Raw genomic sequence first — 26074 nt, 5'->3', positions numbered from 1 at the left:
ATTGTATGAGTCAGCAAGCGTTTAAGGCGCATAGCCTTCTTGGTGCATTTGTTGCGGACGCAGCCTCATTGGGGCTGCACTGGCTCTATGATGTTGACCGTATCCACCATGTTACGCAGGAACATGATGATTCAGCTGCTTTCGTGCCGCTGACCCCATCTTACTTTGAGGGCGTGCCAGCTTATTTTGCTCATGCCAACCGGCAGGACGGCCAGTTCACCCAATACGGTGAAAACCTTCATCTGGTGTTGAAGCATTTGCTGGCTCACGACAAGCACTTGAAGATGGATGAATTTCAGCAAGCCTTTGCCGCCCACTTCGGCGCTGGTGGCACCTATAACGGATACATCGACCGCCCAACACGGGGCACGCTGGAAAATATTGCAAATGAGAAGCTCACTCCCTCTGGCGTAGATGATGACCAGCTTCCTGCACTCTCCAAGATTCCAGCCGTGCTATTCGCCTATGAGCAGAGCGAGCAGATGCAGGATCAGGTTGAAGCAATTATCCGCTCCACCAACGATAATGAAGAGTCAGTTGCCTATGGCTTTCTCTTTGCCGATCTTCTGGACCGTGTTGCGAATGGCGAGGACTTGCAAAGCGCTCTGTCTGCCGCTGCAGATGCTGCACACCCTGACATTCAGGAAAAGCTCTTGGCTGCCCTTTCCGCATCGGAAACGGACTCCATCGCATACGGTGAGAGCACAGGCCGGGCGTGTCACCTTGGCATGGGTGTGCCGCTCAGCTTTCATATTCTCAAGAACACAGGTTCTTACCGCGAAGCGATTGAAGCCAATATTCTGGCAGGTGGAGACAGCGCTGGCCGCTCCATTCTGATCGGCACAGTTCTTGGCGCAATACATGGCTTAGATACGGACAAAGGCATTCCACTTTCATGGATTTTGAAGGTCCAAAACAATGCAGAACTCTGGCAGGAATGCTGCGATCTGGCAGGGTATAACGAGCGTTAGTCCTCAGCCTAGGTGGCTTATCAGCTCCATCGAACCTCGGGGATTCTAAGGTGGTCTGCGCGTTGAAGCACGTAGGCTACTCCTGAAACGAGAGAGCCATCAGGCAACTCACAAGCAAGCGGAGTTCGGGCATATTCCTTGAATCTCAAGTTTCGAGCAAGCCGGGCGCTACCTTCGTTCGGCTCAGCGTGTCCAGTGGTAACTAAACGTGCAAACAAGGCATCGAAGGCAACAATAACCATCGCGCTCACGGCTTCAGATCCGTAACCACGCCGTGCCCATTGAGAACGTATCCAGTAAGTTAGTCTGAACTGTCCACGTCGCCAGATTGGCAAGAGCTCTATGTAGCCAATGAATTTATCTTCACTAAAGATATAGAAAGGCAGCCGCTCTCTAAGTTCGAAAGATCGGATTTGCTCAGCCAGTTGATCTGTTTGCCAACTCTGGCTGGCTTCCTGGTCCCTGTCTCCCATCACCTCATGGAACCACGGCAATAGATCGTTGAAGCTCTCTGTTCGTGCTTCGGTGAGCTGTGCGGCTACGTCCAGAGCGGGTTTTAAAATCTGCAACCGGTTAGTCAGCACCTGTTCAGGCACAGGAATGGAAAGAGGGTCTACAAGACGTGCCTTAGGCAACATGGCTCTGACTCTTCAGTATAGAATGACTTAAGAACTATGCATGAAGGTTGCTTGGAAATGAAGAGATACTTCAACATCTGGCTCTTTCGAGAAAAAACAGCCTGGCAGAGATCATTCGGTGAGAGGCCTCAAGTGTGTTCAATATTTTATGCATGCTGCGCGTATTCGTATAAACGCAGTGTGTTTTTAGCCGTTTGAAAACGCCAAAACGCTTTCTCGGTTTGTTAGGGCTGTCCCTGAGTTTCCCTTGTGGGTGGCGATAAAACACCTCAAGGTTGCAGGCGCACCTCTTTCAAACCAAAGTGTTTCCAATGGTCTTTCGCCCCCGCAATAGCAGCCTAAACCGCAGGAATTTCCTTAAAACTTCAGCCTCTTCCGTCGTCGTTGCCGGCTTGTTTGATCTGAACCTCAACAAGCCAAACGTGTCATCCAGCGGTAAGACGGTGATCATCGTGGGCGCAGGCATTGCAGGCCTGACAGCCGCTCGTGATTTAATGGATTCAGGCTACACCGTGCTGGTGCTGGAAGCGAGCAACAAGATCGGCGGCCGCATTCGCACCAACCGGGCGCTCGGCGTTCCCATTGAGGAAGGCGCAGGCTGGATCCACGGACCTGATGACAATCCGATCATGAAACTGGCTGAACAGTCCGGCCAGAAAACCTTCGTCACAAAAGACTCGAACTTTGCCGTCTTCAACCACCAAGGCAAACAGCTTTCCCATCAGATGATTTCCGAAATGGGACAGGAGCATCGGCAGATGCTGGATCTGATTGGCTCCGGCATGAGCAAAGATATGCCCCTATCTGAAGCGCTGGAGCATATGGCACCAAAGATGTCTCGTGACCCGGTCTTCAAATGGATGACATCTGCTTACACCGAGTTTGATACGGGCAGTCCGGTCAACGAACTTTCTGCCATGTACTTCAACCAGGATGACATGTTCCATGGGGAGGATGTGGTTTTGGTAGACGGGTACGATAAGCTTTTGGAACCTCTCACCCATGGGATCGCAATACTCACCCGCAAACCTGTGCGCCGCATCGCGTACCATGATCGTGCGGGTGTCTTTGTTCAGACGGACAAAGAGATTTTTGAAAGTGATTTCGTGATTGTCACGGTACCGCTCGGTGTGCTCAAAGCGCAGGACATCGAGTTCATCCCACCCCTGCCCGAAATACATAGGAACGCAATTGAACGCGTTGGTATGGGAGACGTCACGAAAGTAGCGATGAAATTTGATGAGCTCCACTGGCCTGAAAACACTCAGTATTTTGGCTTAATGACGCAAACTCAGGGGCGCTGGAATTATTTCCTCAATCATAAGCCCTTTATCAACGCAAACGTACTCACCGCCCTCAGCTTTGGCAACTATTCCCGTATGATAGAGACCATGGATCACGACTATATGCTTGAAGATGCTATGAAAGCCGTGCGCACCATGTTTGGCCCGGACACGCCCGATCCCCGTCACTACATCGCAACCCGCTGGTCACAAGATCCTTACACCAAAGGTGCTTTTTCCTACGCCAAAGTTGGCTGTAATCCGTATGATTTCAATGTGTTATCCGAACCGATCGGTCGAAGCCTGACCTTGGCCGGAGAACACACAAGCTTCCAGTACCACGGGACCGTTCACGGCGCTCATTTAAGCGGAAAGAAAGCCGCAAAAGTAGCAATGGAAACAATGATGTAGCCGATACCTGTTTTCTGCCGGTCTTGAGCCAACACACTAAAAAAGCCGCAGGAGACCAATCCCACGGCTTCATCGCTTTCACAATTTCTTATTCTACTACAGCAGCTTACGCCTTAGCATCGATCTCTTCGAGTACATCCAGAAGCTGGTGCGGAAGGCCAATTGTGTAATCCGGCTCTTCATCCGCATTCGCCGGCTCTGTCGGATAGCGCGGTGTCCAGTTGATCCAGACAGATGTCATCCCTAAACGGTTGGCCCCTGCCACATCGCGCTCAAGGTTATTCCCCACCATGACACAGCCTGCATGGTCCGCTTCTTCCAGTCCCAGCAGCTTAACAGCTTCAAGGAACATACGCGGGTCAGGCTTGTAGCAACCAACTGCTTCAGAGATCGACCGTGCATCGAATTTATGCCAGAAATCCATAGCCTTATGGACGTTCTCGAAGCTCTCCACCAGACCATCTGCAACCAGTGCAACCATGTAGCCGCGCTCCTTGAGCCAGTCCACCAGCTTGTCCCCGCCCGGGATCGGCTCTGCAGAGAGCACTAATTCCCCCTCAACGAAAATCTGAGAACCTTCGTCGATCAAAGTATCCCCGCTATCGAGGAACACAGCCTTCACGCCCTTCGCCTCTTTTCGCAGCTGCGCCAAAACAGAGCGAACCCGAGACGGAACAGAAGCCTTCAGCTCTTCCCAAGGCATCATTTCAACCGAGCGCAGGTCGAAGGTTTGATCGAAGTAGAATGACGGCTTGAATGCTTTTGTTTCCATACACTTACGCGCCACATGGTGGTCATAAGGCTTCAGGTCGGCAAGTTCATTGGCAAACATATCTGGTACCAAAATAGTGCCAGAGCCCGCTCGCTCACCACAGCAAATGCAAGTCACCGCAAAGTTTGCCCGCAACGCTTCAGAACTCGCCGCAAAAGCGTGTTTTCCCGGTTCAGAATAAAGGGTTACCCGCCCCTCTTCCAGCGGCACCTGATGGTTCCAGGTGCTCAATTCCCCAGCACAGCCATGGGCGCTGCCTTCAACACGCACCACCTCACCCGCTTCGCTGAGATACACCCAGATGTGCTCCAGCTCATACAGGTGTTGGATATCCCAGTCCCACCAGATGGCATATTCGATTGCAAGTGCAGCGCCGTTTAGCTTTATTTTATGGGCACTTGAGACGGATATACCGTCCTGATCATAGAGCGTATATCCCAGTGCCGAAGGGAGGAAAGGTTCTTTGTCGTCAAACCGGATAACAGGCGCATGCTGCTTCACCAGCTCTGCAATATCTGCCGATGTTGCCTCAGAAAAAGACAGAGGGGCTGCGGAAATGTTCAATTGAAACTCCTTGTTCTTCTTGTCCTGCAAGAAAGTTGGCGCCTTACGCAGCACCTGTAGAAAGAGGAAGAGCCCCCTTGCGGGGATGGGAAACGGAACCCCGCTGTTTCAGCTCAACCGGCTTGACTTCATGCAGACGCTTACTGGAAGGATTACGTATCTTTTCAATGATATAGCGAGCTGCAGACGCTCCCATCTCGGCAATCGGCTGCTGGATGGTAGAGAGTTGCGGCGAGGTGATGCTGCTGATTGGGATACCATCGTACCCGAGGATGGAAATGTCCTCCGGCACGCGCATGCCACGATCAAAACATGCATGCATCGCACCAATGGCCGCGGTATCCGTAATGGCGAAAAGAGCGGTTATTTCAGGATGTTGGTCCAGCATCTCATTGGCTGTAGCATACCCCAAGTCATACCGCTTTCGCTCATTGGGCTCAGGCAGGTAGACTGATTTTTCAATCTGATACTCGCGGGCAACTTCCAGTATGCCACGCATACGCAAGTTGCCAACACTCTCGCGGCGGGGATCATGGTCGGCTTTGGTCGCAAGCACACCAATATGTTTATGCCCGAGCGCAACGAGGTATCGCATACCAATCCGGCCCCCCTCAGTATTATCGCAAACCACAAAGGATTCAGAGCGGCGCCCCGGCAGAATATCTACGTAGACCGTTGGAATATCGTTAGCTTGCAAGCGTTTAACGTTCTTCAGTGTTTCTGCTGCTGAGTTTGACGGCCGAACGATTGCACCTGCCACCTGCATCTCGATCATGGTCTGAGTGTACTTGCGCTCTCGCTCGGCTTCTCCCCGTGTGCAGCAAGAAAGAACCTTGAAGCCTTCGTCATGCAGCGTCTTCTCAATGGAGGCATAAAGCATGGTCGCAAACGGGGATTTCTGGTTCTCCAAGAACAGCGCGACCAAATTGGAATCCTGCCGGCGCAAAGCGGTTGCCAATCGGTTGGGACGATACCCCAACTCATCAATGACAGCCTGAATCTTTGCGCGGGTTTCATCCTTCACCCGCTCATCCTTGTTCAACACACGAGAGACGGTAGCCGTTGAAACGCCAGCCTTTTCTGCAACATCCCGAATACTTGCCATCAGTGCTACCCCGCCATCGCTTCGAGCTGGTCCACTGGCGTATTTTGCACCACATCAGGATGATGGCAAGCAAGCAGATGGTCTGTGCTGATCTCACCGAGCGCTGGATCAGAACTCTCACAAATACCTGAAGAATAACGACATCTAGGCGCGAACGGGCATCCCTTCGGCAAGTTGGCTGGGTCCGGCACATTGCCCTGCAGCCGGATGCGGGTATCATCCCCGTGGGCATTGGGTACTGGCTCCAGAATCGCACTCATCAACGCTTCTGTATAAGGATGCCTTGGCGTGTTGAAGATCGTCTCCGTATCCGCCAGTTCCACAATCCGGCCCGCATACATCACAGCAACGCGATCGCTGATATGCGCCACAACACTCAAGTCATGACTGATGAACAGGTAAGTGAGATTCAGCTCTTCCTGCAGATCTTTCAGCAGGTTGAGGATCTGCGCCTGCACGGAGACATCCAGCGCAGAAACCGCTTCATCAGCAATAATCACCTTCGGATACGGCGCCAAAGCACGTGCAATACCAATACGTTGGCGTTGGCCGCCGCTGAAGGCATGAGGGTAGCGTTTGAGAAACTCTTTCGAGAAGCCAATTTTATCCAGCACCTCAAGAACACGCCCTTCAATGTCCTTCCGGGTCTTCAGCTCCTGCCCAACTCGCAGCACTTCGGCGATGATATCATAAACCGCCATGCGAGGATTGAGCGAGGAGTTCGGATCCTGAAACACCATCCGAATATCCGCCCAGTAAGGTCGCAGCTGACTGTCGGTCTTACCGGTCAGCTCAACTTCTTCCTCATTTGGGCGGAACAACACCTTGCCCGTGGTCGCCTTATGCAACCCAATAATCGTCTGACCCAATGTGGACTTGCCACAACCAGATTCCCCAACAAGACCAAGGGTTTCACCACGCCAGATATTGAGCGACACATCATTCAACGAGCGCACTGTTCCGGTCTGGCGGTTGAAGAAACCTGAGCGGATCGGGAAATGTTTGCTCACGTTCTGCAGTTCAAGGATTGGTGCGGCTGTGCGGTTTACCGGGTTTGGGGCGTGCAGGCAGTCATCAACTTGGGAGGTCGACGCATGTAGTGGGACAAGATCTGCCTGTGCCCCAAACCCGTGACAGCGGACGCTTTGCACGTCACTGATCGCGGTGAGTTCTGGTAGTTTTTCGTTGCAAAGCCCGGTGACAAAGTGGTCACAGCGATCCTGAAACGGGCAGCCCTTTGGCCGGTTCTGCAAGCTTGGGACAACGCCGGGAATGGCATTCAAACGCGCGCGCCGTTTACCGTCCGTATGCGGCAGTGATGCTAAAAGCCCTTTGGTATAAGGATGTTGCGGGTTGGTGAGGATTTGCTCAACAGGCCCCTGCTCCACCACATTACCCAGATACATGATCACCACTTCGTCAGCGATATCTGCCACCACACCCAGATCATGAGTGATGAACAGCATGGACATGTTGCGGGTCTTTTGTAGATCACGCATCAAGTCCAGAATGATTGCCTGCGTGGTTACATCCAGCGCGGTGGTTGGCTCGTCTGCAATGAGAAGGCGCGGGTTACAAATTAGCGCCATAGCAATCATGGCACGCTGACGCATACCGCCGGACAGTTCAAAGGTGTAGCTGTCAAACCGATCTGCAGCAGAAGGAATGCCCACGAGCCGCAGCATCTCAATTGCCTGAAATTTGGCTTCATCGTTGCTCAGGTTCGTATGCCAGCGCAGCACTTCCACAATCTGGTTGCCAATGGTGTAGAGCGGAGACAGCGAGGTCATCGGCTCCTGATAGATCATTGAGATCTCATTGCCCTGAATGGCGCGAATGTGCTTGGCTTTAGCTGGTCCCTCCGCCAGATTTAACGGCTCACCAGACATCTGCGTGTAGTCGATCCTGCCACTTTCAATGGCTGCGTGATTGTCCAGAATACGCAGTAAGGCCTTTGCGGTGACGGACTTGCCGCAGCCGGACTCCCCCACCAGGCACACTGTTTTTCCTTCGGGAATGGAAAAACTAATGTTGTCCAGCGCGGTTACCTTCCCATCATCTCCTGAGAAGGAAACGCTGAGATCCGTGACGTTAATCATGGGTTTCATGGTTTCGATCCTCACTTGGAATAAGGGTCGGCAGCATCACGCAAGCCGTCACCGAAAAAGTTGAGTGCAAGCACTGCAATCACGACCATCACACCCGGCCAAAACAGCCATGGGGCATTGGCGATGGAATGGATGTTTTGTGCTTCCTGTAGAAGAACACCCCAGCTGACTACGGGTTGGCGCAAGCCAATACCCAAGAAGGACAGAGAGGTTTCAGCAACAATCATGCCCGGAATGGCAAGTGTCACCACCGCGATGATATGGCTGATGAAACTTGGCACCATATGGCCTACCAGAACGCGCGGAACAGAACATCCGTCCAAACGAGCGGCTTTTACGAAGTCCTCTGATTTGAGGGAGATAAACTTACCTCGCACCACGCGGGCCAGCCCTGTCCAACCAATGATCGACAAAATGACAGTGATCAGCAGATAAGTCTGCAAAGGCGGCGTATCTGGCGGAATAGCGGCAGCCAGACCAATCCAGAGCGGAATGCTTGGCAAAGATTGGAGGAACTCAACAACACGCTGCGTGACTGTATCCACCCAACCACCAAAGTAACCGGAAAGCCCGCCGATGAGCACCCCAAGCACGAGGCTGAGGGCAACGCCAACCAGACCAATGGTCATTGAAACACGGGTCCCGTGAATGGTGCGGCTCAACACATCGCGGCCAAGACGGTCTGCTCCCAGCAAGAACATGCGGTCACGTTTCTTGACCGGACCAAACAGGCGACGCTCAGCGGGAATAAAGCCAAACAGCTTGTAAGGTTTGCCTTTGACGAAAAAGCCCAGTTTCACCACACGGCGCGGGTCCTCAACAAATGTGCGGCGACCTGAGTTATAATCAATTTTGGAGCGGTACCCCAGCACATGAGGTTGGAAGACTGTGCCTTGTTTTGTCTCCAGCAACCAGTGAATACTCTGCGGCGGTGCGTAGGTATTGCGTACGCTGAAGTCATTTGGATCATGAGGCGCAAGAAACTCTACGAACACGGCGATCAGATAGATCAGCAGCGTGATAATACCACCCAGCATGCCGAGTTTATGTTTGCGGAACCGGCGCCACATCAGGCGCCACTGGCCCTCATAAGCGCGTGAACTTGTTAGTGCACCAGCGAAATCAGTAGCGCTCATCATAGCCCCCCATTGTTGAACTGACGGCGGATACGCGGATCAAGCCAGGCGAGTAGAATGTCAGAAAACAACGTTCCAATCACAGTCAGGAAACTGAGGAACATGATTAGGGCAGCTGCCAGATACATATCTTCCTGACGCAAAGCATCAAACAGCAGCGGACCCGTGGTTTGCAAACCAAGCACGATGGAAACAATGGTGGAGCCAGACACGATCTGCACAAACAGCTCGTTGAGGCTGGAAACGAATGGGTTCAACGCATGACGAACCGGATACTTGGTGAGCACCCAATGTTCCGGCATGCCTTTGGCGCGGGCGGTGACCACATAAGGACGGTGTAACTCATCCAAAAGGTTCGCGCGGATCGTACGGATCACGCTTGCAGTGCCTGCAGTCCCTAAAACGATCATAGGAATCCAGATATGAGCCATTAGGTCACCGACACGGGCGAAGGACCACGGCGCGTTGACGTAATCCGGAGAGAACAGCCCACCAACATTTTGGCCAAAATAGCGAAAAGAAACATACATCAGCACTAGCGCCAGCAGGAAGTTTGGCACAGCAAGGCCGATAAAACCGAGGAAGGTGGCGACATAATCACCAAGAGAATATTTGCGAACAGCGGAGAAAATACCAACAGGAATGGCAACAGTCCAAATGAAAACCATAGAGCACAGCGAGAGCAGAGTCGTCATACCCAAGCGGTCCCAGATCAACTCTTCAACCGGCAGCTCATAACTAAAAGAGCGTCCAAGATCTCCATGGACAACCATTTTCCAGATCCAATCGAAGTATTGGGCCAGAACGGATTTATCCAATCCATATATTTTCCGCAGACCTTCGGCTTCAGCGGCGGTGATGTAATCTCCATCCAGCGATGCTTCCAAAACCAATCGGTCAATATAGTCTCCGGGTGGCAGCGTGATCACCAAAAACGCGACGAGTGAAATCGCGAGCAAGGTTGGGATCATCAGCAGGACCCGTTTGACAACAAACATTCCCATTTAAAGCAGATATCCTAGTTGCAAGGCTCTGCCCCTCCACGCGAGGAGGGGCAGTTTGGTTCAGGCGATCGATTACTTCTTGGAAGGATCGATGTAGAAGCTGGAGAAGTTCACAGGTGCAGGACCCGGATACAGCCAGCCTTCCAACAGTGTGTCAGGCACATTACGCAGCTTGTTGCTGATGGAGCGGAAACCACCGCCCGGCAACGCAATGCCCATGGACAGGAAGTTGTCTGCAGAAAGCTGCATGAACTCTTCCATCAGCGCCGTTTGCTCATCACCCACCTTGGTTGGCACCAGATCAGTAATTTCGTACATGCGCTTCACGCCTGCTGGCGGCTCGGTTGGTACAACGCCCTCACGAACGGTTGCGTTGGCATCCTTTTTCAGGTCATGCCATGCATCCCAGCCTTCCCAGTTGCCATGCTCTTTGAAGTTGGTCAGGCGCTCAAGGTTCACCAGTGGGAACTGGCCGCAGCCATTTTCACCCACCCAGATGGTGATCTCTTTGTCAGCACGACCCAGTGTTGCCATGTGGATCTCATCACTGGCCACGCTCACCACAACCTCAAGACCCTGCTCCTGCCAGTCTTTCGCGATGATCTGCATCATATCCACCCAGTCCGGGCGGAAGCCTTCGTTCACATGAACAATGAACTTGAATGGCTTGCCATCAGGGCCGACACGCTTGCCATCTGGGCCCATCGGTAAGATCTTATCGAGATGTTCCGCGGCCAGATCAGGATCGAACTCAGTATACTGGCGCGCCAGCTGATCGTTGTAATACGGCGATTCAGGACGCGGGCTGACCTGATATGGCTCCCCCTGCCCGAGATACACTGCATCAATGATCAGGTCGCGGTCCATGGCAAGTGACAGACCAATACGGAAGTCTTTGCTCTGGAACACCTGCGCCTTGACCGGGTCAGGGTGGTTCATAGCAAACATGAACTGAGCATTGTTGTAGTTACAGCTGTTTGCCGTCACGAGGCGGTATTCACCGCGCTCTTTGTTGTCGAAGAAAACAGAGCGGTTTGGCGGCGTTGAAATGTTGCGCGGAGAGATGTCGATCTCGCCCTGTACGGTTTTCAGCAGCGCAACTTCCGGATCTTTCGCCAGTACCCATGTGCGCTTGTCGATATAAGGCAGCTGGTTGCAGGAGCTGTCGACTTTCCAGTAATACGGGTTGCGCTCAAAGGTGAACCGCTCTTTGCCAAGAACCACTTCCATCGGACGCCATGCAAGCATGGTTGGGCGATCAGGGTCGTTGTGCTCGGCGTTTTTGCCGTAGGTGCCGATGCGGCCCAGCCACCATTTGCCGAAGTCAGCCTCCCCCGCATCTGCCATCATCTTGGCAACGCCGTCGGGATTCAGGTCTTTCATGAAGTCTTTAACGTAGTGCTCAGCAAACTGAACTACGCGTTGACCATATGGGGATGCCATATCCAGCATGAAGACACCGTTTGGCTGGCTCCAGGAGAACCGCACTGTTGTGTCGTCCAGCGCTTCAACCTTCGCTTCTTCGCCATTGACGATGAACATCTTGCGAGGCCCCTTCGGGTTGATCTCGCGGTTGGTTTCAATGTGGTCCCACCAGAACTGGATGTCCTTGGCAGAAAACGGCTTGCCGTCAGACCATTTCAGGCCTTCGCGCAGTTTGAAGGTGTAGGTGGTCGCATCCGCAGAGATGTCCCAGCTCTCAGCGATGTTGGGCAGGACCTCAGAGCCATCCGGGCTCCAGCGTACAAGTGGGTCGTATCCGTAACGACGGTAATCACCGATACGCGAACCGGCATAAACGTCGGTCATCTCACCGCCATAGGTGCCAATGCCCTCAATCCCGTCAACAACGAGTGGATTAACCGGCAAGCGCTCGGCAACAGTTGGCAGACCCGACATCTGGTCCAGAAGTGGGGCCTGATTATATGCTGAACATTGATTGGCAGAAGCTGCTGCTGTGGCTGCCACAAGGGCCAGCGCGCTCACTGCTCCGCCGAAAACCATTTGCCGACTACGTTTCAAACTCATTGCAAAATTCCTCCGCAAGCTTTGTGTAAAGACTACCAGCAATTGGAATCACTGTAATCCTTTTCACTTTTTTGCTTCTACACATGACACTCATATGACGAATCGGCGTCTTATATTGAAGCTTGCCAGCAGGTCTCCTCCCATACCGACACCCCTAGGTGATCTATATTATTCGCAGAATTGCAACAGTTGTGAGTTTCAATTTCACTTGTTACGCCCCGAAAATTAGTATAAACCCATAAATCGCAGCCATGAAATATCAAAGTGTAACGTTTACATGTTTTTGGTTGTATTTTTACATGACTGTTTTATGAAACTCTGATTCATAGAGACCCGTTCCCACGCTCTTATGAGTGTTACATAATAATATATTTTCGCGAGGACTTTTTTGGCATGACAGATATTCGTCGTGTAGCTGAGGTAGCAGGCGTATCCACGGCCACGGTGTCGCGGGTCGTCAACAACACCGGCCCAGTGAATGCCAAAACCCGAGAAAAAGTTCAGCAAGCCATCCTTGAGTTGGATTATCGGCCCAACAAGCTGGCCAGCAGTTTGCGGCAAAAAGAAACTCGCATCGTCGGTATTCTGCAGACTGATCACAGCACACACTTCAGTTCAATTTTCGCAGATGCTGCCGAAGACACGCTCTTCAATCATGGCTTCACTACGATCATGAGCAACACCTACGGTGAGCGGGCAATGGAAAAGGAGCAGATTGAGTTTCTGCTCGACATGCGCGTTGGCGGTATTCTGCTGCGACCATTTAAAGACACCTCGCACATCCCTTCTCTTATCCATCGTCTTGAAAAAGCGAATGTGGCCTGCGTTCTGGTGGAAAGTTATCCCGTCGATCCGTTGCAGTTTCACGCCAACCTCAACAATGTGCAGGGTGGACACATCGCCATTCAGCATCTGCTTGAGTTGGGTCACCGCTCCATCGGCATGTTGTTGCCGTTTGAACCGTGGCATACGGAAGGCCCGCATGACTTGCGCCTGGCAGCCGTTCAGCGCGCAATTGCAAAGTTTCCAGAGCCCGTTGAGCTTCACATCAGACGGGACAATGCGAAAGATCAGGTCGCCTTTGGATTTGAAGCCACACGTGCTCTGCTAAAGGCTTCACCCGGCATCAAGGCCATCTTCGGGACAACAGACCTGCTCGCTGCCGGGGCTCTTCATGCAGCGCAGGAGATGAACCTCTCCGTCCCCTCAGACCTTTCGATCATTGGATATGACGACAGCTATGTCGCCTCCTCCATGCATCCCCGCCTGACTACGGTTTCCCAACCCATTGATGCCCTCGGTGAAGCAACTGGAAAACTGCTGCTTTCCGCCATTGAAGACCCCACAATCCCACCTCGCTCCATTTCCATTTCCAACATTTTGAAGGTTCGAGACAGCTCCGGACCCGCCCGTACTTCCTAGGACATTTCATCATGATTACAGATTTCTTTCCAAATGCCGATCCCGCTCATACGCTCTGGTACGATACATCCGCCGCTCACTGGAACGAGGCCTTGCCACTCGGAAATGGTCACCTCGGCGCAATGGTCTATGGCAACCCGTTAAACGCCCGCATTCACCTCAACGAAGATACGCTTTATTCGGGTGAACCAACGCGTATTTACCCCGTTCCAGAAATTGCGGATCAAATTGACCATGCTGAAAAGCTTTTGAGAGACGGAAAACTCTTTGAGGCGCAAGAGTTCGTGCGTAAGAACTGGACGGGACGACAAGGTCAAGCTTACCAACCAGTCGGCAATCTGTTCATCACGATGGCAGACCAAGGCGAAGTATCCAACTATCACCGCGCATTGGATATCCGTCATTCATTACATCATGAGAGTTATGAGCAAGCCGGTGTGAAGTACGAGCGCACCAGCTTTGCCAGCTATCCGGATAATGTCATTGTCGTTCGCCTGACAACCGACAAGCCGGGCACACTCTCCTTCAGCCTGCGCTATGACAGCCCGCACCCAACATGCCGCGCGACGCTTGAAGCTGATAACACCCGTCTGCACCTTCGCGGACAAGCGCCAGCCTTTACCAGCAGCCGAGTGATTGAGCGCATTGAGCATGATCAGGAGCAGTACCGAAACCCTGAGATCTTTGGCACCGATGGCAAACTTAGACCCTTTGCTGAGAATGAGCAGGACGGACATCGGGGCGGTATCGTTTATAGCGAAGATGGCTTGGGAGAAGGCACGTACTTTGAAGCAGGCCTTGCTGTTAAGTTAGAGGGAGGGAATATTCGCCCGGAACGCGGTGAACTGAATGTTGAAGGCGCGACAGCTGTTACCCTTCGCATTGCCATGGCAACAAGCTTCAACGGGCCAGACAAAAGCCCAAGCCGCGAAGGAAAAGATCCTACACCGATCGTGAAAAGCACTTTGGAAAAAGCAAGCTCTGCCTCCTATGAAGATATGCTGCAAAAACACACAGATGATGTGTTGAAGCTGTTTGATCGCGTATCGCTTAAACTAGGCAATGGCGACGTTCCGAACTTGCCGACCAGCACGCGGTTGGAGCAGTTTCAGGACAAAGGCGACCCAGCGCTCGCTGCGTTGCAGTTCCAGTATGGCCGCTATTTGTTGATCGCATCATCTCGCGCTGGCAGTCAGCCACCGAACCTGCAAGGCATCTGGAACAACCTGCGCCGCCCTCAGTGGTCCTCCAATTACACGATGAACATCAATCTGGAGATGAACTACTGGCCAGCTGAAATCACAGGACTTTCCGAACTGCATGAGCCACTGTTCATGCTTATTGAGGAACTGGCAGTCTCAGGAGCTCGTACGGCCAAAACAATGTTTAATGCTCCTGGATGGTGCGCGTTCCACAACACCACCATCTGGCGTGACAGTGTGCCCTCTCCTTGTGACCCAGCCTCCGCGTTCTGGCCCATGGCAGCGGGATGGTTGCTCTCTCATATGTGGGAGCACTTTCTTTACACTAACAACACAGAATTCCTGAAGAATCGCGCTTATCCGCTGATGAAGTCGGCCGCTGCGTTTTACGAGTGGTGGCTCTGTGAGAACAAGAATGGCTACCTGGTACCCAAAGTCAGTACCAGTCCGGAGAACCGATATCTCGACGAAGATGGGCACGTCATCACAGTCGATCAGGGCAGTACCATGGACTGTGCGATCATCCGTGAGACCTTCAACAATACCGCTGCAGCGGCCCGACTTCTGGGACTAGATGAAGTTCTTGCAGAAATCCTGGAGACGAAGGCTGCCCGGTTGCTACCTTACCAGATCGGAGCTCAAGGTCAGGTGCAGGAATGGTCTCAGGATTTCAAAGAGTTCCTACCAACACACCGCCACTTGTCTCACCTCTATGGCTTATTCCCTTGTGACCAGATCGGTAAAGACACACCAGAGTTGCTGAGAGCTTCCGTACGCTCACTTGAGATCCGCGGAGGTCTGGCAACCGGCTGGAGTATGGGCTGGAAGATCTGCCTCTGGGCCCGTGTTGGTGATGGAGATCATGCCTACAAGATCATCCATAACATGTTCAACCGCGTGGAGAATGAAGCACCGAAGAGTGAAGATGGCGGCCTTTATGGCAACCTCATGATCGCTCATCCGCCATTTCAGATCGACGGTAATTTTGGTTACACGCGCGGCGTTGCTGAAATGCTGATGAACACGACCCACAACGGCATTGAACTCTTGCCTGCTTTGCCAAGCGTGTGGCCGAAAGGGGAAGTTCGCGGTCTGCGTGGCCGTGGCGGTTTCGAGGTCGATCTTGTCTGGGAAGATAACAAACCAACTCTGGCCCAAATCACCAGCCATCGTGGGGGTAATCTGACTGTGCTTTGTAAGGCCTCTTTTAAGGGGTCAACCTTTGATCAGACCCTACAACTTTATGTGGCGACACAAAAAACTATCGCGGGAGAAACGTTGGCACTGGCCTTTGACGAGGCCTTACTGGTCTCCTAGTCCGTAAAATCTGCTAGAAAATGAGATAACTAATTGTAGAATTCGAGTGAGAACTTTGCGTTACTTAGACGGATTCTACAGTTCGCAGTAAATCGGTTGCACTGCAACAAATGTTTCGGTGAATTTCTTGATATTTCATTGGCATTTCATACCAAGGTTGAAGCAGAGTTGAAGTCAACCGCGTTCTGCGGTCCCAAGACGCGATAGCATCGCACCTAAAAAAATGAACAAGTCCGCAGTCTTTCTCGCAATGGGGAAGGCCCTTTCCATATCTCCGTTTTGTCTGGTCCTCAGGCAAGACACTCCACATCTATCGGAATACGCCAATGATTAAGACCATTGTCTGGGGCGAAAACGTCCACGAGCAAAAGAACAAAGTTGTTGCCGACATCTATCCTGATGGGATGCACAATCACATTGCTGCTGCTTTGAACAATGATCCAGAAATTTCTGCAACCTCTGCAACTTTGCAAGATCCAGAGCACGGCCTGACCGAGGAACGTCTTGCAGACACAGATGTTCTGATCTGGTGGGGCCATGCAGCGCACGGAGACGTTTCCGACGAAATCGTTGAACGTGTATGTGAACGTGTCTGGTCTGGCATGGGCATGATCTTCCTGCACTCTGCGCACTTTGCAAAACCGTTCAAGCGCCTGATGGGTGCACCTTGTAACCTGACATGGCGCGAAGCTGGCGAGCGTGAACGTCTTTGGGTTACATCCCGCAACCACCCAATCACTGCTGGCATTCCAGACAGCTTTGAGCTTGAAAACGAAGAAATGTATGGCGAGCCATTTGGTGTGCCGGAGCCTCTTGAAACTGTCTTCATCAGCTGGTTCCAGGGCGGGGAAGTCTTCCGTTCCGGCCTGACTTACAAGCGCGGCGCGGGCAACATCTTCTATTTCCGCCCAGGCCATGAGACATACCCGACATACCACAACGAAACCGTACAGCGCGTTATCGCCAACGGCGTAAAGTGGGCCTACAACCCGCAACCACGTGTGGCAGACCCGAACGCGGCGCCAAACGTGCCAGTAGATGAAGCGCCAGAGAAAATTGAAGAACGCGGACCACGCCTTCATGAAGCAGGTGAGGAAGGGTTTCGTTGATGCGTCTCGTTATTGTAGGAACCGGAGGCATGGCAAATAGCCATGCCAACAAATTTGGTGAAATTGATGGTGTTGAGATCGTTGGCGGTGTTGATCGCAATGAAGAACGCCTGACTGCCTTCTGCGATGAACATAACATCGCTAAACGCTTCACCTCACTGGAAGACGCTCTTGCGTGGGGCGAGTTTGATGCAGTGACAAACGTCACGCCTGATGCTGTCCATCACCCAACCACAATGCCGCTTCTGGCAGGTGGCAAGCACGTCTTCTGCGAAAAGCCATTGGCAAGCAATTTTGCCGATGCTGACGAAATGGCGACTGCAGCCGAAAAGGCCGGCCTGATCAACATGGTCAACCTGTCTTATCGCGACGTGTCCGCGTTGCAAAAAGCGCATGAACTGATTGCAGCTGGTGAAATTGGGGAAATCCGCCATTTCGAGGCCTCTTACCTGCAAAGTTGGCTGACACAGCCTGCATGGGGGCATTGGGACAAGGAAGAGAAATGGCTTTGGCGCCTTTCTGAAGCGCACGGGTCACTGGGTGTTTTGGGAGACGTTGGCATTCACATTCTCGACTTTGCCGGGTTTGCGATTGGCGCGCCGTACCAGTCTATCTCTTGTCACCTGAAGACCTTTGATAAAGCACCGGGCAATCAGATTGGAGAGTACAAACTGGATGCCAATGACAGCTTCACCATGATGGCCGAAACCACATCAGGCGCAGTCGGTGTTGTTCATGCCAGCCGTTTTGCCTCTGGCCATATGAACGACCTGCATCTTCAGGTTCACGGCACAAAAGGCGGCATCAAGGTCACCAACACAGGTGGTCTGGGTGAACTGTTCGTTTGCTCCGGTCCAAACCTTGAGAGGGCCGAATGGGAGCAGATTGAGCTAGCGCCAACGCCAAACAACTACCGCAAGTTTGCGGAAGCCGTGCAATCTGGTGTGAATGGCCACCCAACCTTCCGCCATGCAGCGAATCTTCAGCAAGTGCTCGACCTCGCCGTTGAAAGCAGCACGGCTGGTGGACGTCGGGATATCCCGATATCTGCGCAGCTGCAGGACGCATAATCAACAAAAGGAGAGCAAATGCTCTCCTTTTTTGATCTACAATCTACCCTTGTATACTCTGTGAAACATATGAATAATAATTAGAACTAAAGCTCTATTTATAAATGTAGTGGTAAATATTCTTTTCCAAATTCTCAAAGAGGCATCGACACGATGTTGAATGTAAATTCTATTTCAATCCAAGTGCTCTATAAGACTTGATGTTGCGCAAAAGTGCGGTGAGCAGTACTGATGCATAAATAAAATTTATAATATAAATACACACCAATACTTACATATACTTTGGTGTTTAGATTTCATTATTCCTAAACGAAACATTAAAGACAATTATAACTAAATCTTTCCCTTAATTATCTGCAGTGAAGCATTGCGATTGTCTTTGAGTTTAATTATTCAGTGCATGCAATTTTATTTCGAGTCTAGCCGAGGATCTTGTGTCTGTACCTCCTGAGCTTCTGTCAGTTGCAGTAGAGCAATGTTCTGAAACCATCATGGTTGCAGATCATGAAGGTACAATTGTCTATGTGAATTCTCAGTTTGAAAAAGCAACCGGATACTCCGCAGAACACGCTGTTGGCCGTAATCTGGACTTTCTGCGCTCCGGCAAAACGCCTCCAGAAACCTTTGATCATCTCTGGACCACTTTGGGTGATGGCAAGCCGTGGGAAGGTGAGTTCATAAACCGTCGCAAGGATGGCTCCGAATACGTTGAGCATTCCAAGATTTCTCCGGTTGAGTGGCAAGGCGGCAACGCGAACAAGAAGTACTATCTGGCGATCAAAAAAGACATCACGGCCAAAAAGGAAAGCGAAGAGGAACTTTCCAAGCTCGCTTACACGGATGCTCTGACTGGACTGCCAAACCGCGCGCATTTTCTGCAAGAATTGGAAAGAGCTGTCGCGACAACCAAAGATGGTTCAAATCAATGCGCTGTCATTTATATGGATCTGGATCGCTTTAAAGAGATCAATGATACACTGGGGCATGACGCCGGCGATCAGTTTCTTGTGCAAGCTGCAAAGCGCTTTGAGAGCGTATTGCCCGAGAATGCCCTGCTCTCCCGTCTTGGCGGCGACGAGTTTGTTATTCTGCTGCGAGATACGTCCAACGCAGAAGCGGAAATGACTGTTCATCGTCTGGAAACAGCAATGGTCGCCCCAATTGATCTGGGCGAGCAATCTCCAATTTTATCTGCAAGTATCGGCGTGGCTGTAAGCCAGCTGGCAGGTGCCTCCAGCGGCACCATGCTCAAGCAAGCCGACATTGCCATGTACCATTCCAAATACAACAATCTCGGCTTCAGCTTCTATACCTGCCAGATGGAAGAGGCCGTCGTACGCAAGGTGCTGATTTCCGAGAAGCTCACAACTGCGATTGAGGAAGGCAACCTGCGCCTCAAATACCAGCCAATTGTAGAGTTGAAAAACGACAAGCTTTACGGCGTTGAAGCTTTGATGCGTTGGGAAGACCCAGACCTTGGTCCGATCTCGCCTTCTGAGTTCATTCCAATTGCCGAATGTCAGAACATGATCGACGATATCTCAGACTGGCTCTTCCGCGAAACAGCCTGCCAATACCGTCGGTGGGTTGCTGAAGGGTTCGAGTTTTCGGGCCGCATCGCGATCAACCTTTCAGAGCGAGAGCTGGCAAAGCCAAATCGCGTGGTCGAAATCCTCGCTCTACTGCAGAGCCTTGAAGTCCCGCCAGAAATCTATGAGATCGAGCTGAGTGAATCCGCATTCATCAATGAAGCAGGCCATACTCAAGCCAACCTGGATGCGCTTGCCAATGCAGGCATGATCATCGCTATTGATGACTTTGGCACCGGCCACTCTGCGCTTTGGCAACTGCGCACGCAAAAGCTGGACAAGCTCAAGATTGACCATAGCTTTGTGCAGAAAATGGAAGCAGATCAGGCCACACGAGATATTGTTGAAGCGATCACCGCAATGGCCAGCCTGCTCGACCTGAAGGTTATTGCCGAAGGCGTAGAGAACCTGACGCAAGTTGATCTGCTCAAAGATATCAAATGCTGCTATGCACAAGGCTATCATTTCGCCAAGCCACTGACGGCAAAAATCTTTGCAGCTGACTGGCTTGGAAAGGCTCAGGCAGTCGCCTAAGCCTTCAGCTTCGAGAGCTCGAACTCACGACCATCTTCACCCAGAGAAAACTCCGAGTAATCCTTGATGGCTTCAGCTACAGCAGGCCTGGACGCATCATCAATGTGGTACAGCACCCAGCGACTGCCTGCTTTTCGCGGCAAGTCTTTTACATCTGCCCAAGACCCATGCCCGTTTGCAGCAGTCATGTACTCGCACTCGATAAAGGCGAGATCTGCCTGCGCAGCAAGTTGTTCACCTTCTGGAGACAACAGGCCATCGCCTGAGTAAAACAGCGTTACAGCTTCCCCCTTCAGCTGCAGGCTGCGGTTTGGCACTGAGTGATTGCTTGCGGTGGTATTTGCATTCCATGGGCCAACCACTGCTAAATCCTCAGAATCTTGCCAGTGAAGGTCAAAGCCGAGGTCTCTTTCCGGCCAGTATGCAAATTCCATGAGGCGATACAAAGCCTGATGCTGAGAGGCCTGACGAAAGATGGTCAACGGCTTCGAACGCTTGAACGACTTCATGTAATTGAGCAGCGTTGTTAAACCAAGGCAATGGTCAGGATGGCAATGCGAGATGTAAATGCAGCTGATGTCTTCAGCCGTCATACCATTTGCAAACAATGCCTGGGGCACAGTTGGACCGCAATCGATGAGCAGCTTGAACTCACCTTCTGAGATCAGCAAAGATGAGTTCGTTTTTTGCGGATCGTACGCATCGCCACAACCAAGCATTTTCACATGCATAATGTTCCCCCTCGCAGTGATCCCCCAGTTTTAAAGCAGAGAGTTTTAACAATCAAAGCATTATGCAGAAGCTGATGGTTGATCTATGCAGCTCGTCCCAAGACTTTTTCCCGGTGCCACATATAAATGGCCGATCCAAAAATGACGGCGGCACCAACAAGTGTCAGTCCATCAGGAAACTCGCCAAAGAACATCAAGCCAATCAGCATCGCCCAAATGAGGCTGCTGTAACTGAAGGGCGCGATGGTTGAAGCCTCCCCAAAGGAAAACGCCTTCACAATGGCGTAATGCCCAAAACCAGAAACCGCCCCAATCAACGCCAGCAGAGCCCAGCCTTCCAAATCAGGCGCCTGCCAGAAAAATGGCGTAAAGAGAGAGGTGACCACAGCCCCCAGCAGAGCAGTATGAAACAGCACAGTGGACGGATTATCAAACTTGCTCGCGTACCGCGCCACGATATGACCTGCAGAATAAACCACAATTGTTGCCACAGCGATCAGCGCACCTAGATCAAGAACACCAGCACCCGGCTTCACAATCAACAGAGCTCCAATGAACGCCACGAGGATGGAAGCCCAACGCCGCATTCCAACCTGCTCACCCAGAATTGGAACAGACATGGCCGTCACCATCATAGGAGAGAGCAGCGCAATAGCGTGGAGCGTTGCGACGGGGATCAGTTGAGCAGCTGCAACCGAGCCGATTGTCATAACCAAAACAAGAATTGCACGCAGATAAACCACTGACCCGTTGTTGGGGGCGATCATTGTTTTTACGCGAGGCGCCAAGAAGACCAGCATGAACAGCAGATGGAAAAACATCCGCCCCCAGACCACCTGCAGCACTGGATATGACAGAGACAAATACTTGCCTACACTGTCAACAATCACGAACATAAACATGGCTGCTACCATCCAGAGGATGCCAAATTTAACGTTCCCCTGAGCTGGGGCCTGCGAAACCATCTCACTCATAACTGGCCTGCGTATTCCGGAAGTGTGCCGTAGTGCCCGCGGAAATTGGCCAGCGGGTGACACATCATTTGATTTTGAGGGAAGGTGCTGAAACTCATGCCTAAACACCAAGGAATAGATTGCCACCTATCGCAGTTCCTCTCGGTTTTCTATGAGTTTCTGCTTCTGAATGTTGAAGAAATTACAGCGTTTGGCAGATCTATTTTTTGCGCATTAATTGTTACTATTTATTGCCAGAGTGACGCGTAGATATATTTGTAAATTACTCAGCCTGTGAGCAACTTTCTTCGCCAAGAGCTCCCATAGCCCCCTTTCTCTCTCTACCACGCGCAAATCCGTGAAAAATGAATCACGAGCAAAGATTGACGCACTGCAATTTTTCATTTAACAATTAGGTTAATTAAAGAGATGGTGAAATGAATACACAAACCAACTTTCCGGAAGTTTTTGGAGCTTTGGCCGACCCGACGAGGTTTGCCATTGTTGAGCGACTTCTCAATGAAGGAGACTTGCCAGTCGGACAACTGGCTGAACCCTTCAAGATGTCTGCTCCGGCCATATCCCGGCATCTTAAGCTGCTCGAAAGCGCTGGCCTCATCGAACGACGCATCGAAAAGCAATGGAGGGTGTGTGCATTGAAGAAAGAACGTTTTGCAGACCTACATCAATGGATAGAGCGTTACCGAGCCTTCTGGAACACCAGTTTCGATCGATTGGAAACGTTACTCGACAATCAGCAAGGGGAAGACAATGACAGTAGCCGATAGCATGACACAGGAAGAAACCACACTGCGCATCACACGGGACTTCAAAGCTTCTCCCGAAAAAGTCTTTGATGCCTGGACGAATCCAGAGATGCTCGTGCAGTGGTGGGGCCCTGAAGGCATGGCCACCCCGGAATGCGAAATGGATGTGCGCACCGGTGGCAAATGGAAAACCACCATGACATCCTCCAAGGAAGGCGGAGCTTATACGGTTTCGGGCATCTACAAGGTTCTGGACCGTCCCAGTCGGCTTTGCTTCACATGGGGCTGGACCAATGACGGCGTCCGCGGGCACGAGACTGACGTTGAGGTGACCTTCGAAGCTATCGAGAATGGCACCCGGATGACCATGGTACAAAGAGTATTCGCCGACCCCGAGCAGACCAAAAACCACGACCAAGGTTGGAGCAGCAGCTTCAACGACCTGCAACGTTTCGTCGAAGCTTAAGAAACCGTCCCAGACCACGTCTGCTGTCATCTGGCTCACGAAAATCAATGCGTAAGGAAGCATTACAGCGCAAAACTTAGCGGAACACCGGCAAAATTATACTGAAAGTTCTTCAGTGGCGGTCAGCTGCCTATTGTAAGCGGCTGACCGAGTTCTGCTTTAAAGCTGCGCGTCAAACCATTCTAAGATAGCCGGAACGACGTGTTCATCAATCATCTGCGGACCTTCAAACGCACTCCAAACATGATCAGTATCGAGCACGATGAGTTTTTCTTCACCATCATGATAAGCCATCCACGCCTCACCAATTGCTGGCTGTGGTGTGATCAGGGCATCCTTAAGACCCATCATCACAAGTAATGGCCCGTCGTAGTGCGCCACTGCTGCCAATGGACTGGTGACAGGCATCTCTTGATAGAACTTAGCTTTCAGTGTGGTCTCGACACCCCATGGCAAGCTTCCAGTGATCGGCGTCTCGGGATCAGCAGCCATGGCTTTGTTCACCAAGTCCATCCCGAAGAGTCCGGTAAAAGTCACCAACGGATTGGTCGCTGGCGCCATCAATACAACAGTGTCGACATCTGGTCGTGCAGCAGCTGCATGGCTGGCAACAAGTCCACCCTGGCTCCATCCAATCAACGCAATCTTGGTGCCTTTGAATTGCTCTTGGGCACGTATCCAGTCAATGGTTGTGACGGCATCCTTAATCTGCCCGGAGAATGTTGTATCCTCCCACTCTCCATCACTTTCGCCTGAGCCTCGAAAATCAATACGCAGCGATGAAACACCGCTTTCGGCCAGCAAGCGTGCCATGCGGGAGAAGACACCTTCTTCTGTTTCCTTCACCGGCAGCTCGTCACGCGTTCCGGTGAAACCATGCAGCAAAATTGCGAGTGGTGCGTTTTCTTGTGCTGCAGTCTCCAAGGTACCGACCACACTCTGGTTATCGACAGGAATGGAAACAACACGTTCTTCAGCACCTGCGGTTTGCATCATAGACAAGTTGATTAAGCCAAGCATCCCAACACTTGATGCGATAAATTTCTTCGCCAAATACATTTCAACAATCTCCCCCAAAATCATTAAATCAAAAAACACGCAATAGTATAACCAGCAAAATTTGCTCAGCAATGATTGAAAATCTCAACGCCATTTAGGTCAGGTAAAACACGGGGTTCCTCTTGCTAATCCCGCGACAAATAAGGGAGTATGACCACAGCAAACGGGGGAGGTGTTTGAGATGTCTAACGGGCGCAATGTGCTCTGGATCATGTGTGATCAATTACGGTTTGATTATCTGAGCTGTTACGGTCACCCGCATCTGCACACTCCACATATCGACAAGCTTGCGGAACGGGGCGTTCGGTTTAACCGCGCTTATGTTCAATCTCCTATTTGTGGCCCGTCTCGGATGAGTTTCTATACAGGGCGTTATGTGCGGTCCCATGGAAGCACATGGAATGGCATTCCGCTTCGTGTCGGAGAGCCGACACTCGGGGATCATTTGCAAGACATCGGCGTTCGCAACGTGTTGGTCGGTAAGACCCATATGCGTGCTGACTCTGACGGCATGGCCCGCCTCGGTATTTCTCCGGAAAGCTTTATTGGTGCCCGCGTTGCTGAATGCGGGTTTGAAGTGTTTGAGCGAGATGACGGTCTTCACCCTGACGGGCCCTACTCTCCCAATCCGCACTACGACAGTTACCTCCAAGCCAAAGGATACCACGGCCCCAACCAATGGGAGCAATGGGCGAACTCCGCTGAAAGCGATGATGGAGAAATCCTCTCAGGCTGGTTGCTGGGACATGCTGACAAACCGGCCCGGGTTCAGGCTGAACATGCCGAAACTCCCTACATGATTCAGCGGTTTAAGGACTTTGTTGCCGTTGCCGGTGATGAGCCATGGTGTGTGCATCTTTCTCTCATCAAACCTCATTGGCCCTATATCGTCCCTGCCCCCTACCATGACATGTATGGAGCAGATGATGTTCTGCCCGTCGTTCGCTCAGATGACGAGAAGCAAAATCCTCATCCTGTGTTTGAAGCCTTTATGGGTGAGCGCGTTTCCAAGGCGTTCTCCAATGATGAAACGCGAGCCAAAGTCATTCCTGCTTACATGGGCCTGATCAAACAGATCGACGATGAAATCGGTAAGCTCATGGCATTTCTCGACGAAAAGGGCCTGACAGACACCACCATGATAGTGTTCACCTCCGACCATGGGGATTACTTGGGGGATCATTGGATGGGCGAGAAGGAGCTCTTCCACGAACCATCCGTCAAAATTCCGCTGATCGTTGTTGATCCAAGAGCAGAGGCTGATACCACTCGAGGTACTGTCAGCGATGAGCTGGTCGAAGCAATCGATCTGGCTCCGACATTTGTCGAGTTCTGTGGTGGCACTCCAAAACCGAACGTGTTGGAAGGCCGCTCACTCCTACCTTTGCTAGAAGCTATCGAGCCTGTTCAGTGGCGTGAGTTTGCGATTAGTGAATACGACTATTCCATGCGCAATGCGCGGATGGACCTTGGACTGCCGGTTGCAGATTGCCGCCTTGCGATGATCATGGACAAACGCTGGAAGTTCATCCATGCAGAAGGTTTCCGCCCCATGCTCTTTGATCTTGAAGAAGACCCACAAGAGTTGAATGACCTTGGCGCTAATCCCTCATTCGCTGCAGAACGAGAGCGTATGAGCGAGGCGTTGTTTGCCTGGTATCGGAAGCACCACACCCGTATTACGATGACAGACGAGCAAATCATGGCGAACGCAGGTAAGGAGCTTCAGGCGGGTATTCTCATCGGCTATACTGATGAGGAGGAACTGGAAGAGGCCAGGCGCGAGCAAGGCCTCCTCTGATTGCATAGAGAGGGAGCTTCACAGCTCTCTCCGT

20 protein-coding genes are annotated in these 26074 nt (G+C 51.7%); 10 read left to right on the top strand and 10 right to left on the bottom strand.

Annotation, left to right across the window (positions count from 1 at the left end):
- The first annotated feature begins 5 nt into the window (after nt 1-5).
- On the top strand, nt 6-971 hold the full coding sequence (locus BM231_RS11880) for an ADP-ribosylglycohydrolase family protein (protein WP_093519589.1): 966 nt from the start codon (nt 6-8) through the stop codon (nt 969-971).
- A 20-nt stretch (nt 972-991) separates the two neighbouring features.
- Here the strand turns inward: BM231_RS11880 and BM231_RS11875 are convergent, their stop codons facing one another.
- Nucleotides 992-1609 carry a GNAT family N-acetyltransferase gene (locus BM231_RS11875; protein ID WP_093519587.1) on the bottom strand — a complete coding sequence of 206 codons (618 nt, stop codon included), beginning with the start codon at nt 1607-1609 and terminating at the stop codon, nt 992-994.
- Nucleotides 1610-1920: 311 nt separating this feature from the next.
- Here BM231_RS11875 and BM231_RS11870 point away from each other — a divergent pair, with 311 nt between their 5' ends.
- On the top strand, nt 1921-3303 hold the full coding sequence (locus BM231_RS11870) for a flavin monoamine oxidase family protein (RefSeq protein ID WP_093519748.1): 1383 nt from the start codon (nt 1921-1923) through the stop codon (nt 3301-3303).
- 106 nt (nt 3304-3409) lie between these two features.
- Here BM231_RS11870 and BM231_RS11865 read toward each other — a convergent pair whose 3' ends face one another.
- From BM231_RS11865 to BM231_RS11840, 6 genes are all read right to left on the bottom strand, one after another.
- Nucleotides 3410-4639 carry an HAD family hydrolase gene (locus BM231_RS11865; protein ID WP_093519746.1) on the bottom strand — a complete coding sequence of 410 codons (1230 nt, stop codon included), beginning with the start codon at nt 4637-4639 and terminating at the stop codon, nt 3410-3412.
- A 43-nt stretch (nt 4640-4682) separates the two neighbouring features.
- Complete coding sequence (locus tag BM231_RS11860) at nt 4683-5744, bottom strand: LacI family DNA-binding transcriptional regulator (RefSeq protein WP_093519585.1); 1062 nt, start codon at nt 5742-5744, stop codon at nt 4683-4685.
- Nucleotides 5745-5749: 5 nt separating this feature from the next.
- The gene (locus BM231_RS11855) at nt 5750-7852 is read right to left on the bottom strand and encodes an ABC transporter ATP-binding protein (RefSeq protein ID WP_093519583.1); all 2103 of its coding nucleotides are present in this window, start codon (nt 7850-7852) and stop codon (nt 5750-5752) included.
- Between the two features lie 11 nt (nt 7853-7863).
- The gene (locus tag BM231_RS11850) at nt 7864-8988 is read right to left on the bottom strand and encodes an ABC transporter permease (RefSeq protein ID WP_093519581.1); all 1125 of its coding nucleotides are present in this window, start codon (nt 8986-8988) and stop codon (nt 7864-7866) included.
- On the bottom strand, nt 8988-9992 hold the full coding sequence (locus BM231_RS11845; RefSeq protein ID WP_167550295.1) for an ABC transporter permease: 1005 nt from the start codon (nt 9990-9992) through the stop codon (nt 8988-8990). Before BM231_RS11845 ends, BM231_RS11850 begins: the two co-directional genes overlap by 1 nt.
- A gap of 72 nt (nt 9993-10064) precedes the next feature.
- Nucleotides 10065-12020 (bottom strand): ABC transporter substrate-binding protein, encoded by a 1956-nt coding sequence (locus BM231_RS11840; protein ID WP_093519579.1) that lies wholly within the window; start codon nt 12018-12020, stop codon nt 10065-10067.
- Nucleotides 12021-12413: 393 nt separating this feature from the next.
- Between BM231_RS11840 and BM231_RS11835 the strand changes: the two genes are divergently transcribed.
- The 5 genes from BM231_RS11835 (at nt 12414) to BM231_RS11815 (ending at nt 20263) form a co-directional block, all read left to right on the top strand.
- On the top strand, nt 12414-13442 hold the full coding sequence (locus tag BM231_RS11835) for a LacI family DNA-binding transcriptional regulator (protein ID WP_093519577.1): 1029 nt from the start codon (nt 12414-12416) through the stop codon (nt 13440-13442).
- An 11-nt stretch (nt 13443-13453) separates the two neighbouring features.
- Nucleotides 13454-15961 (top strand): glycoside hydrolase family 95 protein, encoded by a 2508-nt coding sequence (locus tag BM231_RS11830; RefSeq protein WP_093519575.1) that lies wholly within the window; start codon nt 13454-13456, stop codon nt 15959-15961.
- A gap of 326 nt (nt 15962-16287) precedes the next feature.
- Nucleotides 16288-17070, top strand: coding sequence for a ThuA domain-containing protein (locus BM231_RS11825; RefSeq protein WP_093519573.1), 783 nt, complete (start codon nt 16288-16290; stop codon nt 17068-17070).
- Nucleotides 17070-18140, top strand: coding sequence for a Gfo/Idh/MocA family protein (locus BM231_RS11820; RefSeq protein WP_093519571.1), 1071 nt, complete (start codon nt 17070-17072; stop codon nt 18138-18140). The genes BM231_RS11825 and BM231_RS11820 overlap by 1 nt, the downstream gene beginning before the upstream one ends.
- Nucleotides 18141-18574: 434 nt before the next feature.
- Nucleotides 18575-20263 (top strand): putative bifunctional diguanylate cyclase/phosphodiesterase, encoded by a 1689-nt coding sequence (locus BM231_RS11815; RefSeq protein WP_093519569.1) that lies wholly within the window; start codon nt 18575-18577, stop codon nt 20261-20263.
- Here the strand turns inward: BM231_RS11815 and BM231_RS11810 are convergent.
- Together BM231_RS11810 and BM231_RS11805 are read right to left on the bottom strand one after the other, a co-directional pair.
- Nucleotides 20260-20994, bottom strand: coding sequence for an MBL fold metallo-hydrolase (locus BM231_RS11810; protein ID WP_093519567.1), 735 nt, complete (start codon nt 20992-20994; stop codon nt 20260-20262). The two genes, BM231_RS11815 and BM231_RS11810, sit on opposite strands and share 4 nt — an antisense overlap.
- Before the next feature lie 83 nt (nt 20995-21077).
- Nucleotides 21078-21968: a DMT family transporter gene (locus BM231_RS11805; protein WP_063310540.1), complete on the bottom strand. Its 891-nt coding sequence runs from the start codon at nt 21966-21968 to the stop codon at nt 21078-21080.
- 416 nt (nt 21969-22384) lie between these two features.
- Between BM231_RS11805 and BM231_RS11800 the strand changes: the two genes are divergently transcribed.
- Complete coding sequence (locus tag BM231_RS11800; protein ID WP_093519565.1) at nt 22385-22735, top strand: ArsR/SmtB family transcription factor; 351 nt, start codon at nt 22385-22387, stop codon at nt 22733-22735.
- Nucleotides 22719-23180 carry an SRPBCC family protein gene (locus BM231_RS11795; protein WP_208860294.1) on the top strand — a complete coding sequence of 154 codons (462 nt, stop codon included), beginning with the start codon at nt 22719-22721 and terminating at the stop codon, nt 23178-23180. Before BM231_RS11800 ends, BM231_RS11795 begins: the two co-directional genes overlap by 17 nt.
- A 159-nt stretch (nt 23181-23339) precedes the next feature.
- Here BM231_RS11795 and BM231_RS11790 read toward each other — a convergent pair whose 3' ends face one another.
- On the bottom strand, nt 23340-24239 hold the full coding sequence (locus tag BM231_RS11790; RefSeq protein WP_093519561.1) for an alpha/beta hydrolase family protein: 900 nt from the start codon (nt 24237-24239) through the stop codon (nt 23340-23342).
- 181 nt (nt 24240-24420) lie between these two features.
- On the opposite strand from BM231_RS11790, the gene BM231_RS11785 reads away from it, so the two are divergent.
- Complete coding sequence (locus BM231_RS11785; protein WP_093519559.1) at nt 24421-26040, top strand: alkaline phosphatase family protein; 1620 nt, start codon at nt 24421-24423, stop codon at nt 26038-26040.
- Nucleotides 26041-26074: the final 34 nt, after the last annotated feature.

It is taken from the genome of Pseudovibrio ascidiaceicola (genome assembly GCF_900114245.1).
In the GTDB taxonomy this organism is placed as follows: domain Bacteria; phylum Pseudomonadota; class Alphaproteobacteria; order Rhizobiales; family Stappiaceae; genus Pseudovibrio; species Pseudovibrio ascidiaceicola.
The sequence above is the reverse complement of the archived record's forward strand: the minus strand, read 5'-3'. Positions and strand labels throughout refer to the sequence as shown.

Coding starts and splice junctions, on each gene's coding strand:
- BM231_RS11880 (WP_093519589.1), top strand. CDS start 6: ATGAGTCAGCAAGCGTTTAAGGCGCATAGCCTTCTTGGTGCATTTGTT.
- BM231_RS11875 (WP_093519587.1), bottom strand. CDS start 1,609: ATGTTGCCTAAGGCACGTCTTGTAGACCCTCTTTCCATTCCTGTGCCT.
- BM231_RS11870 (WP_093519748.1), top strand. CDS start 1,921: ATGGTCTTTCGCCCCCGCAATAGCAGCCTAAACCGCAGGAATTTCCTT.
- BM231_RS11860 (WP_093519585.1), bottom strand. CDS start 5,744: ATGGCAAGTATTCGGGATGTTGCAGAAAAGGCTGGCGTTTCAACGGCT.
- BM231_RS11855 (WP_093519583.1), bottom strand. CDS start 7,852: ATGAAACCCATGATTAACGTCACGGATCTCAGCGTTTCCTTCTCAGGA.
- BM231_RS11850 (WP_093519581.1), bottom strand. CDS start 8,988: ATGAGCGCTACTGATTTCGCTGGTGCACTAACAAGTTCACGCGCTTAT.
- BM231_RS11845 (WP_167550295.1), bottom strand. CDS start 9,992: ATGGGAATGTTTGTTGTCAAACGGGTCCTGCTGATGATCCCAACCTTG.
- BM231_RS11840 (WP_093519579.1), bottom strand. CDS start 12,020: ATGAGTTTGAAACGTAGTCGGCAAATGGTTTTCGGCGGAGCAGTGAGC.
- BM231_RS11835 (WP_093519577.1), top strand. CDS start 12,414: ATGACAGATATTCGTCGTGTAGCTGAGGTAGCAGGCGTATCCACGGCC.
- BM231_RS11830 (WP_093519575.1), top strand. CDS start 13,454: ATGATTACAGATTTCTTTCCAAATGCCGATCCCGCTCATACGCTCTGG.
- BM231_RS11825 (WP_093519573.1), top strand. CDS start 16,288: ATGATTAAGACCATTGTCTGGGGCGAAAACGTCCACGAGCAAAAGAAC.
- BM231_RS11820 (WP_093519571.1), top strand. CDS start 17,070: ATGCGTCTCGTTATTGTAGGAACCGGAGGCATGGCAAATAGCCATGCC.
- BM231_RS11810 (WP_093519567.1), bottom strand. CDS start 20,994: ATGCATGTGAAAATGCTTGGTTGTGGCGATGCGTACGATCCGCAAAAA.
- BM231_RS11805 (WP_063310540.1), bottom strand. CDS start 21,968: ATGAGTGAGATGGTTTCGCAGGCCCCAGCTCAGGGGAACGTTAAATTT.
- BM231_RS11800 (WP_093519565.1), top strand. CDS start 22,385: ATGAATACACAAACCAACTTTCCGGAAGTTTTTGGAGCTTTGGCCGAC.
- BM231_RS11795 (WP_208860294.1), top strand. CDS start 22,719: ATGACAGTAGCCGATAGCATGACACAGGAAGAAACCACACTGCGCATC.
- BM231_RS11790 (WP_093519561.1), bottom strand. CDS start 24,239: ATGTATTTGGCGAAGAAATTTATCGCATCAAGTGTTGGGATGCTTGGC.
- BM231_RS11785 (WP_093519559.1), top strand. CDS start 24,421: ATGTCTAACGGGCGCAATGTGCTCTGGATCATGTGTGATCAATTACGG.